This window comes from Alcaligenes sp. LTN-3, assembly GCF_059735605.1.
In genome coordinates, this window is sequence record NZ_JCAPDN010000002.1 from 329,903 (window position 1) to 343,753 (window position 13,851).

General features: G+C 65.9%; 15 protein-coding genes. 2 read left to right on the forward strand and 13 right to left on the reverse strand.

Translation table 11 applies throughout. The features are described 5' to 3' along the window. Nucleotides 1–40: 40 nt before the first annotated feature. Nucleotides 41–967 carry a ketopantoate reductase family protein gene (locus AC6I6N_RS09820; protein WP_497943472.1) on the forward strand — a complete coding sequence of 309 codons (927 nt, stop codon included), beginning with the start codon at nt 41–43 and terminating at the stop codon, nt 965–967. A gap of 93 nt (nt 968–1,060) precedes the next feature. Here AC6I6N_RS09820 and AC6I6N_RS09825 read toward each other — a convergent pair whose 3' ends face one another. The 7 genes from AC6I6N_RS09825 to AC6I6N_RS09855 form a co-directional block, all read right to left on the reverse strand. Continuing rightward, nucleotides 1,061–3,331 (reverse strand): helicase-related protein, encoded by a 2,271-nt coding sequence (locus AC6I6N_RS09825; RefSeq protein ID WP_176392681.1) that lies wholly within the window; start codon nt 3,329–3,331, stop codon nt 1,061–1,063. 99 nt (nt 3,332–3,430) lie between these two features. Beyond that, on the reverse strand, nt 3,431–3,736 hold the full coding sequence (locus AC6I6N_RS09830) for a hypothetical protein (protein WP_019486119.1): 306 nt from the start codon (nt 3,734–3,736) through the stop codon (nt 3,431–3,433). Between the two features lie 102 nt (nt 3,737–3,838). Next, complete coding sequence (locus tag AC6I6N_RS09835; RefSeq protein WP_034365946.1) at nt 3,839–4,948, reverse strand: DUF6094 domain-containing protein; 1,110 nt, start codon at nt 4,946–4,948, stop codon at nt 3,839–3,841. Between the two features lie 65 nt (nt 4,949–5,013). Continuing rightward, nucleotides 5,014–5,664 (reverse strand): hypothetical protein, encoded by a 651-nt coding sequence (locus tag AC6I6N_RS09840; protein WP_058875873.1) that lies wholly within the window; start codon nt 5,662–5,664, stop codon nt 5,014–5,016. Nucleotides 5,665–5,748: 84 nt separating this feature from the next. Then, nucleotides 5,749–6,114, reverse strand: a complete 366-nt coding sequence (locus tag AC6I6N_RS09845) for a hypothetical protein (protein ID WP_020308045.1) — start codon at nt 6,112–6,114, stop codon at nt 5,749–5,751. A gap of 89 nt (nt 6,115–6,203) precedes the next feature. Further along, nucleotides 6,204–6,815, reverse strand: a complete 612-nt coding sequence (locus AC6I6N_RS09850; protein WP_003141033.1) for a DUF3275 family protein — start codon at nt 6,813–6,815, stop codon at nt 6,204–6,206. A 55-nt stretch (nt 6,816–6,870) separates the two neighbouring features. Continuing rightward, nucleotides 6,871–7,422, reverse strand: coding sequence for an STY4534 family ICE replication protein (locus tag AC6I6N_RS09855; protein WP_003141036.1), 552 nt, complete (start codon nt 7,420–7,422; stop codon nt 6,871–6,873). A gap of 91 nt (nt 7,423–7,513) precedes the next feature. On the opposite strand from AC6I6N_RS09855, the gene AC6I6N_RS09860 reads away from it, so the two are divergent. Then, complete coding sequence (locus tag AC6I6N_RS09860; protein WP_268750658.1) at nt 7,514–7,636, forward strand: hypothetical protein; 123 nt, start codon at nt 7,514–7,516, stop codon at nt 7,634–7,636. A 130-nt stretch (nt 7,637–7,766) separates the two neighbouring features. Here AC6I6N_RS09860 and AC6I6N_RS09865 read toward each other — a convergent pair whose 3' ends face one another. The 6 genes from AC6I6N_RS09865 to AC6I6N_RS09890 all read right to left on the reverse strand — a co-directional run bounded on the left by AC6I6N_RS09865 (nt 7,767) and on the right by AC6I6N_RS09890 (nt 13,704). After that, the gene (locus AC6I6N_RS09865; RefSeq protein ID WP_497943473.1) at nt 7,767–8,132 is read right to left on the reverse strand and encodes a DUF3085 domain-containing protein; all 366 of its coding nucleotides are present in this window, start codon (nt 8,130–8,132) and stop codon (nt 7,767–7,769) included. A 66-nt stretch (nt 8,133–8,198) separates the two neighbouring features. Further along, nucleotides 8,199–8,996, reverse strand: a complete 798-nt coding sequence (locus AC6I6N_RS09870; protein WP_497943474.1) for a GTPase — start codon at nt 8,994–8,996, stop codon at nt 8,199–8,201. Between the two features lie 290 nt (nt 8,997–9,286). Continuing rightward, complete coding sequence (locus AC6I6N_RS09875; RefSeq protein WP_200291160.1) at nt 9,287–10,003, reverse strand: DUF5983 family protein; 717 nt, start codon at nt 10,001–10,003, stop codon at nt 9,287–9,289. Between the two features lie 250 nt (nt 10,004–10,253). Continuing rightward, nucleotides 10,254–10,646 (reverse strand): hypothetical protein, encoded by a 393-nt coding sequence (locus AC6I6N_RS09880; protein ID WP_124128847.1) that lies wholly within the window; start codon nt 10,644–10,646, stop codon nt 10,254–10,256. 25 nt (nt 10,647–10,671) lie between these two features. Beyond that, nucleotides 10,672–10,908, reverse strand: coding sequence for a hypothetical protein (locus AC6I6N_RS09885; RefSeq protein WP_080700298.1), 237 nt, complete (start codon nt 10,906–10,908; stop codon nt 10,672–10,674). Nucleotides 10,909–11,688: 780 nt separating this feature from the next. Beyond that, nucleotides 11,689–13,704, reverse strand: a complete 2,016-nt coding sequence (locus AC6I6N_RS09890) for a DNA topoisomerase III (protein WP_497943475.1) — start codon at nt 13,702–13,704, stop codon at nt 11,689–11,691. Nucleotides 13,705–13,851 lie beyond the last annotated feature (147 nt).

Below are 13,851 nucleotides of genomic sequence, written 5' to 3' on the forward strand. Positions count from 1 at the left end.
ACTATAGTAGAAATTCTCAAATTCAAACAGGAGCATGGCCATGCGTCTTCTGGTGCTGGGTGCAGGTGGGATCGGAGGCTATTTCGGCGGGCGTCTGGCCGCGGCCGGCGTGGACGTGCGTTTTCTGGTTCGGCCGAGACGCGCCGCACAGCTCGCCGAGACCGGGCTCGTCATCAAGAGCCCTTTGGGCGACCTAATCCTTCCCGTCAAAACAGTCGTCGAGGCGCCGCCTTCCGTCGATGCCGTGCTGCTGGCCTGCAAGGCCTACGATCTTGAGGGCGCGATGGCCGCCATCGCGCCCGCCATCGGCCCCTCGACATGCATCGTTCCGCTGCTCAATGGGGTGCGGCATCTGGATCACCTGGATGCGCGCTTCGGCGCCGAGCGCGTCCTGGGCGGCCTGTGCCATATCGGTGTTGCGCTCGGCCCGGCCGGAGAAATCCAGCATCTCAATACGCTGCAGCGCCTCGCCCTCGGCGCACGCACCCACAGCCAGCAGGACGCGGCGCAGGCGCTGCATGGATTGATGGAGCGCGGCGGCTTCGCACCGGTGTTGAGCCAGGACATCCTGCAGGAGATGTGGGAGAAGTTCGTATTCTTCACGACCTATGCCGGCATGACCACGCTGATGCGCGCGCCCGTTGGCGCAATCGTGCAGGCACAAGATGGCGAAGCGCTGGTGCGCCAGATGCTTGGCGAATGCGTGGCGACCGCCGCCGCCTCAGGGTACATCCCATCGCAGGACGCCTATGCCCGCATGTTCACAACGTTGTCCGAGCGCGGGTCCACCGGCACCGCATCGATGCTGCGCGATCTGCAACGTGGTGGCCCCACCGAGCATGAGCACATCATTGGGGACATGCTGCGTCGTGCGCATGAAGCTCGACTGGATGCGCCGCTGCTGAGGGTGAGCCTTGCACACATGCAGGCCTACGAGGCGACCCGCATGGCCCATGGCGGTGGATGAGGCCCTGTCTTCCGCTTCCCGGATCGATGTCACCGTCTGGATGACCAAAAAAGAACGGCTCCCGGAGGAGCCGTTGAAGTGAAGCAGTGAGGTTCAGCACACCAACTGTCGTGCCAGCGCGACTTCCACCGAGTCTCCGTCCTGATTCAGGACATCAAGCCCGGACTCCGGCACGTCGCCCGACGTGCTTTGCGACACCATGATCTTCCGGGCCATCAACCCCAGGCAGGTCATCTGCGAGGAGTTGGCGTAGCCCAGGTAGATCACGCGCACCGGCTGCTTCTGGCCGATGCGCCATGAGCGCCGGGCGGCCTGCTGCAGCGAATACACGTTGTAGCCGGACTGGAGGAATACGATGGTCGGGAACTCCAGCAGGTCCAGGCCGGTTTTCACCAGCTCGGGATTGGTGATGAGCACGTCGATGCCACGGTCCAACTGCTCGGCGATCCAGTCCTCGCGGCGGGAAGCATCCACGCTCGCGCGCAGTACCGCCACCTTGAAGCCTTCCTGCTCCAGCAGCACCCTCAAGCGCGACGTGGTGTCGCGCGTGCCGGTGTAGACCGAATAGACCAGGGTCTTGCGACCCTCTGCCTTCTCCCGCTTGCAGATCTCGATCAGCTCGCGTTCCTTAGGCATCACCTCCAGCTCGTTGAACTGAGCCGGCACGAACGCCAAGGTGCTGCGCGTGCGCGGATGCACCACCGTCTCCGACCGGAAGCAGCAGTCCGGCCAGGCCAGCAACACGTTGAGGACCACACCGAGCAGCGTCGTGTCGCGCTTCGCCAGGGCCTGCTTCAGCTCCTGGGTCAGGCGACCCGCCAGATCGCGGTAGGCCGCGGCTTGCGCCGTGTCCATCGCGACTTCGCGGAACTCCTCGTCGTAGGGCGGCAGCACGTTGCCACCGATGTCCTTCAACTTGAGGAAGACCGTGAACGGCAGGACGCAACGCAGCACGCCCTTGGGACCGAAACCCGGCGCCTTGACCGTGCGCACCGATACCTTGGTGCCTTTGGCCGTCTTGTGCGCCGTGCCGGTGCTCTCGGAGTAGATGTCCTTCAAGACACCGTGATCGCGCATGAACGCCATCGCGGCCGACGTCATGCTGCCGCTCTTCGTCGGCCGGTAGCCGTCTTCGATCATCCGCCCCGGCAGGGCTCGGAACAGCAGGTGGAACAGGTCGTCGCCGTAGCCGCCCATCAGTGTGCCGGTGAGCAGCAGCGTCTTGCGCGCCTTGGCCGCCAACACCCCCATGGCCTGGCCCTGTGCGGAGCCGCCGTTCTTGTACTCGTGTGCCTCGTCGGCGATGAGCAGGTCGAACGTGCCTTGGGGAAGCTGCCTCTTGATGAACTCGGACGGCTGGTAGCCGCCCTCGCCGAAGCCGAACTCCATGTTGGCCATCGCGCGTTCCATGCGATGGGCTTGCCGGTCCGAGAAGACCAGCTCGCCGTTGCCATCCATCAGGTTGATGAACTCGTGGATGTTGTCCCCGAGCATCGACGCGAGGAAGGCGTCACCGAACTTCTGCATCAGCTTCTGCGCGGTGACTTCGCCTATGGTAGGAATGCGCTTCAGTGCCTTGAGCACGGTCGAGGACTGGTCGCTGGCGGACAGGCCTCTGGGACGGATCAACGACCACAGCGGTGCACGGCAGTGGCTGCACTTGCGGCGGGACTCCTCGGCTTCGAGTTCGACCGGGTTGATCGGCTCGCCGTCGAGGTCGGTGATGACATGCCCGCAATCCGGGCAGGCCCCCACGTCGCCGTGAGGCGTGCGCCGCCGAACGAAGACAGGTTTCCAGTGGAACCCCATCCGCATCCGCACGCGGCCCAGGACGAAGAACTCCTGGCCCTGGGCCGGCACGCCCAACTGCTCGCGCAGTTTCAGCAGCTTGACCAGCGTGTCCGGGCCGTTGAGCACCCAGACCTTGGCACCGGCCACCGTCTCCTGAATCTCGCGCCGCCACTTGTAGACCAGGTGGGGTGGCGAGAGCACCAGGGTACGGCGGTAGCCTTCGGCGTTGAGCACGGCTGCGGTGGCAATACCCACCGTCGTCTTGCCGCAGCCCATCTCGCCATTGACGATCGCGGCACGTTCGCCGCGGTCGACCAACAGCTCGGTGACGGCGTGGACCACATCGGCTTGCGCCGGGAACAGCTTGCGCTTCAGCGCGGCGAGGATCAATTGCCGATGCACCCGCACTTGGCCGGTGTAGACCGGAGGATTGGCGCGGTTGAGCGAGTCGAGCAACTCGTCGCCGAACTCGGACACGAAGTCCTGCAGGCTGAGCGTGAGGGGTGAAGCGGCCGCTTCGAGGAGGTCGCGCTGCACAGCGGTTTCGGGAACGGTTTCGAGATCGAGGGACATGGTGATGCTCCAGAGCAATGGGGCATGCACCTCCCCCACGGGGCGGTGACATGCCCCTGGGTGGGAAGAAAGAAGCGGCGCGAGGCCGCTGGATGTGGATCAGTATTCGCTGGGCAACAGCAGCGTGGTGACGCTGCGATCCCATTCGGTGATGATCCAGAGCTTCAGGTCGCGCGTGACCTGGTAGGACGAGAACAGACGATCCTCGCCGGACTTCAGCGCGGCATCGTTCTGCCGTTGATCGCTGTCGTCCAGGTCGCCCCAGTCGCCATGAAGATGGCGGCGCAGGTACGCGCTGGGATTGAGCCGGCCCTGTCGGACCAGCTCGTCGACGCCGGCGGTCATGACCACTTGCCCGGGCGAAAAGCGTGCTTGTGATGCGAGGTTGAGGATTGCGAGTGCCATGGTGGTTTCTCCTTCTGGAAGAAGGGGCCACGGCACCCCATCGGGGGCAACGTGACCCCGGTGGGTGGATGAAAGCGACGGCGAACCGTCAGGGAACAGGGATCAGCGGATGGTCAGCACTTCGCCCCACGTGGGCGAGCCCAGCGTCAAGTCCCATGCACGAATGACCGGCACGAACTTGTCGGTGAGGATGCGCGTCTCGGCCACGGAGCCGTCGTCGCGTTCGGTGTATTCCGTCTGGAGGGTCTTCTCCTTGTGGGTATCACCTTTGACGACGAGCACGCGCCCGCTCTTGGACTTCACTACGCCGGAGATCGCGCCTGCGGCCAAGGCCAAGGCGAGATGCCAGTGCGACAAGGCCCGCGCGGGCGGACGCAGCGACTGCTGCGCGGCGCCCAGGTGCGTATCGAGCGCCGGCCAGAGACCTTGCAGCCGGCCGACTTCATCGGCGAACTGCTCGGGCTCCATCGTCACGCGATAGAAGTGCTCCGGCTCGGCCGGGCTGGCAGGGACGGTGTACGGCAGGAACGGCCATTCGAGCGGCAGTTCCTCGGCTTCGGCGTCACCCTGTCCGATCTGCAGCAGCAGACCGCGCAAGGACTTGGCCGACTCCGACGCCTGGTCGCGTTGACGAATCCTGCGACCGAAGATCACCACCTGCTTGAACTGAGTTTCCACCGCACGGTAGATGCGCAGGTCGGCGAAGTGGCGCGTCAGCCATCCGACCAGCTCGGCATCGAGCACGTAGGACGGCACGATGAAGATCAGCACGCCGCCGTACTGCAGCAGCGGCAGCGCGCGCTGATAGAAGAGCTTCTCCAGCCGCGCACGGCCCTGGCCCTGATAGCCGATGTTGCCGTTCACGTCCTTGCTCAGGTCGCCATACGGCGGGTTCAGCCACAGCAGCCCGAAGGACTGGCGCGAGATCAGCGTGTCCATCAGGTCACCTTGGATGCAGCGATCGACCAGTTGCCGTGCGTGGCGGGCGCGCTCGGCGTCGTACTCGACGGCGAAGGCCTGGACCTGCTCGCGCCCGAGGGCGTGAGCGGCTTCGGCGATCGCCACGCCTTCGCCGGCGCAGGGATCGAGGATGGACATGGCGCCGGGAGACGGCGCCAGTGCGGACAAGGCCCGCTCCAGCGTCGGTTCGTCGGTGGGGAAGTAGCCGTTACGGATGAAATTGCGCGCCAGGCGCGGAAACATGAGTGTCATGGATTTCTCCTGGTGATGGATGAGGGAAGGCGGGCACGCGCGGCGCGCATGCCCGTGGGGATGGCTCACGCCACACGCCGAAGCGGTGCGTTCGCGGCCAGTTCGTACTGCGTGGCGCCGAGGGTGCCGTTGCGGATCAGCTCGCCCAACGCCTTCGTCAGCGCCGGGACATCGAGGGCCAGCCGATGGCCTTCCAGCGGCCCGAGGGCCAAGGGAAGACCGGTCAGCATCCGCCGTGTCTGCAACAGCTCCAGCACGGTGTCGCGCCAGTGGTCGAGCAGTGGCAGCGGGCAGGTGTCCTGCACCAGGGTCCACAGCCGGTCGAGCCGGTGAGCGGAATCCCTGGGCAGCAGCGCCAGCGCGCTGGCGTTGGCCTTGTCTGGCTTCACGCAGCGACGATCGAACAGCCACACATTCGTCAGCGAACCGAACAGCGTTCGCCGATAGGCGCGGGTGATGCGCTTTTCCAGGTTCTCGGCGTTGCCGACGAAGACCGGGATGGATGTGCCCTGCTCGGTGATGACGTGGAACTGGTCCAACCCCTGTTCATCCCGGCTGAGGGTCAGGCGGGCGAGGAACTCCTGAACGGCGGTGTCGCGCGCCCAGATCGAGAGAAAGACGAGATTGCCCTGCTCGTCACCGACGCAACCGTCGGCCATGAGGTCGGGGCATTCGTCGATGCGGTACAGCGGTTTCGCGGAAGAAGGTGCAGGCATGGTGATGTCCTCTTGGAAAAGAAGGAGCAACCACAGCCCGCGGGGCCGTGCTCGCCCCGGTTGGGTGAAGGAAGATGCGTGCCGCTAGACAGCGCGCCCCGCGTGGAAGCGGTGAACCCGCTCGCGCCACTCGGAGCTTTGCACCGGCGCCATGTCGAGATAGCGCAGCGGGCACGAGTAGTAGTACGGATGCACGGACTCATCGAGGGACTTGTAGCCCCAATCGCCGCCCGAACTTTCCAGCAGATGGCAGCCGATGTAGCAGACGGACTCACCGGCCGCGAGGCCCATGACGCCCGCCTGCCTGGCGGTGACGCGAACCACGGTCCACAGAACGTCGCCGTCCAGCGTGTGGTCGATGACTTCGCAGCAAGCGCGTTCGGACGCCTGCGGAGCGATCAGCTCGCGGATCAACTGATCGCGCGTCTGACGAACGAAGGTCCAGCCCATGAAGGTCTCCTTGAAGAAATGGCCGGAGCCCTCCCCGTCGGGGGAGAACCCCGGCGGGTGGCGGAATGCCGCGCAAGGCGGCGGATGGATCAGGCAGCTTTGAGATGCCAGTCCTGGGACAACGGAGCGAACTCGTAGCCCAGCTTGTCGAGACGGTCGCGCTGCTGACGCAGCACACGACGATCCACGGTCGCATCGAGCTTCACGGTCTCGCCCAGGGGCCACAAGGCACCGAACAGCGCCGCGTCGTCTGCCTCGGCCGAGGCCGCAGCGGACACACGAGCCGGTTCGCTGCCGAACGGCGTGGTATCGACCAGGGGATCGCGCGGACTGCGCGGCTTCGCCTTCGGCTTGGCCGGGGGCGTTGCCGGCACGGGGGCCTGCGCCTCCTCGTCGATCGGATCAACTTCCTGCGGACTCAGCCGGCGGGCTTCGTCGCGGCTCAGGGCGTCGATGTTGGACAGTGTCATCCCGCCCAGATGGGCGCGGATCTCGATGACCATGCGGCCGTTGGCGTTGTACGTGGAGGGACGAATCTCGACGATGACGAAATCACCGTCGTACTTGCCCTCGCGGTACTGATCGAGTTCGGCGTTCTTCACGACGAACTCGCCGATCGAGGTCGCCAGGCGGCCGACGTTGAAGTCGCCGTTCCTGCCGTGGATGGTCTTGATGGCCAGTTGGCCGGGGATGGTGATCATGAAGGTCTCCTGCTGACGAAGAGAAGACAAGGCCCCGGGGATGGGGCCTTGCGGATCAGAACGACTCGGCAACGGCCAATGCGGGGGCATCGGCAGCGTCGTCGGCAGCATCGGCGACGGGCTTGGAAGGCTCCGGTGCCGAGGCTTGCTGCGCGGCGGGCGCGTCGGACGTCACAGGGACTTCCGGGTCGCGCTCGTCGGTCTCGGTCGGCTTGGGTTCGGCCTTGTAGACGAGCTTGCCGTCGACCTTGATCCAACTGACGAACAGCAGGCGGGCCTTGAGGCTCACACCCTGCTCGCCGGCACGCTTCCCCTTGGAGTAGGTGAAGGTGTCGGTCCACAGGTCGCCCAGGCGGAAGCCGATCATCACCTTCTTCTCGGCGTCGACCGCCTGAATGCAGCGGCGCACCAGGTGCTGCGCTTCCGATCCCGATACGCGCGTGTCGAAACGCACATACGAGACGTCATCGCTGGGACCGTTCAGGGCTGCGATGTCGCAGGCCAGGAACGCATCGCCTTTCTTGGGCTTCACTTCGCGGATGCGATTGAGATACCCGAGGCCGGTGATGTGCAGATCGAAGTAGGACTTTTCGGTGGAAGTGGTCATGGTGAATCTCCTGGGAACAATGAGGCGGAGACACACCCGACCCAAGGCGGGGAAGGTGTGGAACCCCCGCGTGGGTTGATGGAACAGCTTGGTGGCATCGCCATCGAGAACCGATGGCCGTTCGCGCATGGATGCCGGTGCGAACTGGAGTGATCAACGCGGTCGGAACCGCATCGCAGCCTTGAAGATCGTGGCTGCCTGGGCATGTCGCTGACGGACGTCAGCGGAACATGGCCGGAAGCGTGGCGCCGGGACGGCGCGCAGGCGAGCGGCAATCGGCACTCGCGGCTGTCCGCATTGCCGGGAAGAAAGAGGCCCCCGGAGCGGGGGCCAGGGATGGGCGGTCAGTTACCGCTGGGCGTGGGAGGAACCGCCTGCAGCGACAGGTGTGTCGCGGTGGCGGACACGTCGAGGTCGTCCTCGCTGCGCAGGATGCGCGCAAACACGCCCTCCTGCGGATCGAAGAACTCGCCGAAGTCGTCGCCACCGAACTCGGCACGCGCCAGTTCCCACCATTCGTCGAAGGCATCGACATCCGGGTTGCAACCGGCGGCATAGGCGATGGTCTTATGGCGACCATCGGGTCGGCGCTCGCCGCACTCGGCCAGGAAGTACACGCCCTGATCCTTGACCAGGATGACGCGGCATTGATTCGCCACCGCTTCGGCGAGCACGGGCCGCAGCTCCGTGCCTTTGAATCGAACAGTCATGGGTGTGATCTCCAGGGGGGCAGGAAGAGAGGCTTCCCGCCGCGAGGGCGGGAAGCTGCTGGGAGCTCAGTGCCGGACAGCCTTGCGACCCGACAGGCACTGCACGCGGATGCGTCTCCAGCTCCCGTCGTCGATCAGCCGTTCCAGCGTCTCGCCGAGGGTGTCGAAGAACACCTCATCGACCCGTTCGACCAGCTCGCCGTCGCGGTGCAGCTCCACCGCGTAGAGGTCGAGGCCACGCTCATAAAGCACGGTGACGCGACCCTGGAACTTCATCGTGGCGACGGTGAAGCCGATGGCCGGTGGCGTGCTGATGATGTCGGCGGGCAGCGGATCGACCCAGGTGATGTCCCGCGCACCGGCATCCACCAGCATGTGGGTGATGCGCCGGAAACCGTCGGGAGCGGGCAACTGCTCCAGTTGGACGATCAGTTCCTGCAGCTCGGGGCAGCGCGGCTCGGGGATCGGCAGCTTCGCCGGTGCGGACCCGAGCACGAACCGCTTCACCGTGTAGGGCTGGCCGTCGGCGGTGAACTCGGTCTGCTCCTCGGGCGTGTCCGCCCGCTGACCGTCGAAGCGGCGTCTGACATAGGGTTCGACCTGCACCTTGGCGCCCTCGTCGGGCACTTCGGTCACGAGCGTGCGATCGAGCACCGCGAACTCGGCTCGTCCCGTCTTGACGACGATGGCCTCGTCGGTGGTGGCGATGACCTTGCCCTCGAAAGGCTTCGGGTCGATGTGAAAGCCCAGCGTCGAAACCTTGGGCTGGCCGTCGAAGATGTTGAATTTGAACGAACGGACGTTGGAAGGCACATGACCGACAACGAGCGTCGGCATCTGTGCGCGGATGGCTTGGGTATCCATGGGGAGACTCCTTGTGGCAACCAAGGGACTCCCGCCCGCAAGGGAGGTCTGTCCCTTGAGGGTGAGGTGGATGGACGCGGGTGCGCCCGGAGAACGAAGCAACCAGCACGGCGAACCGCGCCGCAGTCTTGAAGGTCTCGACTGCCTGGGCATGCTGCCGGCAACGCCAGCGAACATGCGGCCAGCGTGCGGCACATGGCGGCGACCGTCCGTTGGGAATCGGCAATGCGCCGGCACCGCGTTCCGCGAAAAAGAAGAGCCCCGACGTGGGGGCTCGAATGGGTTGCGGGTTACTCGTCGTCGTAGAGCGTCAGCCCGTCCAGCACGGGCGCGCCGGCATCGAACACCAACATGCGAACGTCGGCGAGCGCAGCCAGGTGCAACACTTCCACGAGGGACTCCGGCACGCCCTTGGCCCGGTGCTCCTGCCGCAGCTCTTCGGCGGTGATGCCCTCGACATGCTGCAGGTTCGCATCCGTCCAGGGGGTGGCGATCAGCTTCACGCCGACCGCCGGGCTGTAGGGAATGCGGAAGGCCACAAACAAAAAACCGCTCGGCGTGGCGATGTCCGCCAGTTCGGCGAGGAAGCGGCCGGCCTCCTCGGTGATATGCGCCGAACTGATTTCCCAAGCACGGCTGTAGAACCCGGTCTCGAAGCGCAGGCGGCGTACCACCTCGCGCGCGGCTTCCTCGGAGTAGGTATCGCCGACGTGCAGCGGCTGGCCGGCTTCTTCGGCCATGACGGCGTAGACGAGGTTTCGGGCGATACCGTGGCTGGGGCACTGCGCGTCCAGCTCGGGCGGCACGTTCTGGCCTTCCGTGATCAGCGCGAAGTCGTCGCAGAAGACGCAGGCATGGCGCTCGACCTGGCTGTCCGGCAGGTGCGACTGCGAGACGTGCAGCGGGAGGTAGCTCAGCGGGCAGTCGTCATCGTAGGAAATCGCCAGCAGCCGCTGCACGGACAGGCCATCGTAGCCGCGGACGAAGGGGTTTTTGGAATGGGACATGGGATTCCTCCAGCAGAGGATGGCCGAGGCAATCCCCTGCCGGGGATTGAACCCCAGCGAGTGGATGAAGTGGCAGCCGGTCAGCCGGCCGCGGCGTCGGGCCGCCCTGGTGGCGGGCGGTGCAGGTCAGTGGAAGATGCTGATTCGGGACATGGCCGCTCCTGCGAAAGGAAGGAGGGACATGGCCCCGAACGGGGACGCATGTCCCTCGTGGGGTGGGATGAAAAGACGGCGGGTTGCCAGGCGCGGCTCACCAGCCGTTGTAGTGCAGCGTGAGGTCGGCGATGACCTGGCGCCGTTCCAGATCGAGGCCACCGAAGTCGGACAGCCCCTCGAAGCCGCAACGCTTGAGCATCGCGCCGCCCTCGCGGGAGTTGTAGAAGCTCACCATCGCGGACAGGAACATGCGTTGACCGCTGCTCAGCACGCCCAAGGCGTCGTTGAGCATCAGCATGTTGGGCCGCAGGTCCCACTTGGTGGTGGCACGCTGCAGACCTTCGCGTGTGCCGTCGCCGAACCACTCGTGACCGGCGATCTGCGCGCCGCGCTTCCAGGCCTCGAAGAAGGCCTGCGGTGCGGCGTTGAAGTGCGCCTGTTCCAGCGCCATCTGATCGAGCACGTCTTCGGGTAAAGACAGATTCATGAGAGAACTCCTTGAAGGGTGGGAATCAGGGGTGAGCGCGCTGTGTCCAGGCATGGGTATCCAGGGCGCGCTGTGCTGCGAGGTGGTTCGGGAAATACTCGACGGACTCCCGCGATACCGGGCCTTCGTCGTCTTGTGTGCCGATGTAGTGGCCGGCCGCGCTGCGCAGCACCTGTAGCGGCAAACGCTTGCCGGTCCAGGTCAGCGCCAGCGCACCACTGCGCACTGCGGTTGCAGAGGAAGATGCGGAAGGTTCAGACATGCCGTGCTCCTTGGTGGGTCGGGGAGCACGCATCCCGCAGGGGATGGGGTTCCCCTCGGGTGGTTGAGAAAAGTGCATCGTCGCCAGGCCGGCGAGCGTCCGCGGTGGGCGATGCGAAGCGGACTGGTTCGGTCAACGCGGCGAACCGCGTTGCAGTCTTGAAGACCGAGACTGCCAGGGCATGCCGCTGACGACTGTCAGCAACGCATGGCGTGAGGATGGGCGCGAAGCATGGCTGCCGTCGCAGGGAAAACCGAATCGCGGACGGCCCGCTTTAGGGCAATGGCCGGCGTCACGGGACAAGGCAAAGACCAGGGCGCCGAAGGCCACGCGGGCCTTCGGCTGGAGAGGAAGGAAAACCACCTGTGGGCTGCGTCAGCGCGGGCCGTCGTCAAAGCCGTTCGCTGCGTCAGCAATCGCACCCGGCCCGTTTCGTGGCTGGGGCCGGAAACCTTTGGCACGCATACGCGCACAAAGGGAGCCCGTTGTTCCGCCGGCGGGCACCGGCACGGAATACCCTCGGCCCAAGGGGCCTCCTCACGGCTCGCGCGGCGGCAAGGCGTCAGGAAGCCCCTCATGACCGAGGCAAGGCACACCGATCAAGGGAATGGCGGCGGGCGCGATTCGTGGAGCAATGACCTTCTCGCCCCGTCGCCCGATGGTGGGCAGACGGGGCGCGCACACCGTTGCAGAAGGAGACGCGCGCTTTGGAGTCCCGCGCGGTGCGGGACGTTTGCCTCGCCGCCAGTGAAGGGCCGGCGCGGCAGGGGGAAGCGAGGATCAGGACGCCTTGGAGGCAGCGCGCCGCTTGCGCGGTGCGCTGCGCCGACCCGTCGGGGACTCGATCGGCAACGTGCCCTTGCAGTCCGGGTAGCGCGAGCAGGACCAGAACGCGCCGCTCTTGCCCGTGCGCTGCTGCATCGGTGCGCCGCACTGCGGGCAGGCCGGCGCCGGCGGCAGCTTGAGCGAGAGCGTTGCGCCGCGGTACTGCTGCACGAGCTGGCCGACCCACACGGACTGCTTCTCGATAAAGGTGTCCAGCGCCATCTGGCCGGCCTCGATCATGTCGAGCGCCTGCTCCCACACCGCCGTGGTGCCGGGGTCGGCGATGGCCGAGGGCACCGCGTCGATGAGCGTGAATGCCGCGTCGGAAGAGCGGACGGCGCGGCCTTTCTTGACCAGGTAGCCGCGACCGATCAGACCGTTGATGATGTTGGCGCGTGTCGCCTCGGTGCCGATGCCGGTGGTATCTCGCAGCTTCTGTTTCAGCCGCGGGTCGGTCACGAGCTTGGCGACGGTCTTCATGGCCTTGATCAGCTCGCCCTGCGTGTAGGGTTTGGGCGGCAGCGTCTTCAGCGCCTTGAGATCCACCTTTCCGACCGGGCAGGACAGGCCCGCATGCAGGGCGGGCAGCACCTGGCTGCGCTGCGCATCCTCGCCATCGGCATCGTCCGGCCCCAGCGTCGCCAGCACCTCACGCCAGCCGGTGACGGCGATCTGCTTGCCCACGGCCGCCAGCGACTGACTGCCGCACGAGAACCGCGCCACCGTCCGGTCGAACTCATGGTGCGGGAGGAACTGCGCGAGGTAATGGTCGCGGATCAGCCGGTAGACGGCCAGTTCCTTCTCGTTCATGGCCGACAGGTTGGCGGGCTCCAGCGTCGGGATGATGCCGTGGTGAGCCGACACCTTGCCGTCGTTCCATGCACGCGAGCGCTGTTGGCGATCCAGGCGCTCGATCAGCGGCCGCAGGCTGGGGTCGGTCTTGACCAGGCTGTCGAGTACGGTCGGTACCTCAGCCAGCATGCTCTCGGGCAGGTAGCCCGAATCCGAGCGCGGATACGTTGTCGCCTTGTGCGTCTCGTACAGCGCCTGGGCAATGTCCAGCGTCTCCTGCACGTCGAGGCCCAACTGCTTGGAGCACACCTCCTGCAGCGTGCCCAGGTCGAACGGCAGCGGCGGCCCTTCGCGCACGCGCTCGGTTTCTACCGACAGCACCTGGGCGGAGTCGGTCGTCCGCAAGCGCTCGGCGGCCTGCTGCGCCACCGGCTGTTGCAGGCAGCGGCCCGCATCGTCGGCGCTGCCTTGCGGCGGCGTCCAGCTTGCGACGAAGGACTGGCCTGCATGCGAAAGCGCAACCTCGATGGCCCAGAACGGTACGCAGACGAATCGCGCGATCTCGCGATCACGATCGACGACCAGCTTCAGCGTCGGCGTCTGCACGCGCCCCACCGACAGCACGCCAGTGTAGCCGGCTTGCCGACCTAGAAGCGTGAACAAGCGGCTCAGGTTCATCCCGATCAGCCAGTCGGCGCGCGATCGGGCGAGTGCGGAGAAATACAGCGGCAGCGTCTCGGCGGACGGCTTGAGTGCACCCAGTGCCTTGCGGATCGACGCATCGTTGAGCGCCGACAGCCACAGACGCTGAATCGGCCCGCAGTAGCCGCATAGCTCGATGATCTCGCGGGCGATCATCTCGCCCTCGCGGTCGGCGTCGGTCGCAATCACCAGCTCGCCCGCCTTGGCGACGAGCTGCTGCACGACCTTGAATTGCGCTGCGGTCGCCGCCTTGGGCTCGACACGCCAACGCTCAGGAAGAATGGGCAGTTGCTCGATGGCCCAGCGCTTGTATTGCTCGCCGTAGCCTTCGGGCGGAACCGCCTCCACCAGATGACCGATGCACCAGGTCACGACGACACCCGCGCCGCTGTAGCAGCCGTTGCCGCGTTGGCCGGCGCCCAGCACACGGGCGATGTCCTTGCCCTGGGAGGGCTTCTCGCACAGAAACACGCGCATGAAGCCTCCTGGGTGTGCGTGACGGTCATCGAATGGACGTCAGCATTCCCGGCCGACGTGTGCGCGGCAGCAAACAAAATGGAAACGGAGGACACCAGGTTGTGCTGGTGCAGAACGCGGGCGGCAGATGCGCTGGCGCAAGGGAAG

Bases quoted from the DNA above. Each gene is read 5' to 3' on its own strand.
- AC6I6N_RS09820 (WP_497943472.1), top strand. From the start codon at position 41: ATGCGTCTTCTGGTGCTGGGTGCAGGTGGGATCGGAGGCTATTTCGGC.
- AC6I6N_RS09890 (WP_497943475.1), bottom strand. From the start codon at position 13,704: ATGCGCGTGTTTCTGTGCGAGAAGCCCTCCCAGGGCAAGGACATCGCC.
- AC6I6N_RS09840 (WP_058875873.1), bottom strand. From the start codon at position 5,664: ATGCCTGCACCTTCTTCCGCGAAACCGCTGTACCGCATCGACGAATGC.
- AC6I6N_RS09855 (WP_003141036.1), bottom strand. From the start codon at position 7,422: ATGACCACTTCCACCGAAAAGTCCTACTTCGATCTGCACATCACCGGC.
- AC6I6N_RS09845 (WP_020308045.1), bottom strand. From the start codon at position 6,114: ATGGGCTGGACCTTCGTTCGTCAGACGCGCGATCAGTTGATCCGCGAG.
- AC6I6N_RS09835 (WP_034365946.1), bottom strand. From the start codon at position 4,948: ATGACACTCATGTTTCCGCGCCTGGCGCGCAATTTCATCCGTAACGGC.
- AC6I6N_RS09870 (WP_497943474.1), bottom strand. From the start codon at position 8,996: ATGGATACCCAAGCCATCCGCGCACAGATGCCGACGCTCGTTGTCGGT.
- AC6I6N_RS09865 (WP_497943473.1), bottom strand. From the start codon at position 8,132: ATGACTGTTCGATTCAAAGGCACGGAGCTGCGGCCCGTGCTCGCCGAA.
- AC6I6N_RS09875 (WP_200291160.1), bottom strand. From the start codon at position 10,003: ATGTCCCATTCCAAAAACCCCTTCGTCCGCGGCTACGATGGCCTGTCC.
- AC6I6N_RS09880 (WP_124128847.1), bottom strand. From the start codon at position 10,646: ATGAATCTGTCTTTACCCGAAGACGTGCTCGATCAGATGGCGCTGGAA.
- AC6I6N_RS09885 (WP_080700298.1), bottom strand. From the start codon at position 10,908: ATGTCTGAACCTTCCGCATCTTCCTCTGCAACCGCAGTGCGCAGTGGT.
- AC6I6N_RS09825 (WP_176392681.1), bottom strand. From the start codon at position 3,331: ATGTCCCTCGATCTCGAAACCGTTCCCGAAACCGCTGTGCAGCGCGAC.
- AC6I6N_RS09850 (WP_003141033.1), bottom strand. From the start codon at position 6,815: ATGATCACCATCCCCGGCCAACTGGCCATCAAGACCATCCACGGCAGG.
- AC6I6N_RS09830 (WP_019486119.1), bottom strand. From the start codon at position 3,736: ATGGCACTCGCAATCCTCAACCTCGCATCACAAGCACGCTTTTCGCCC.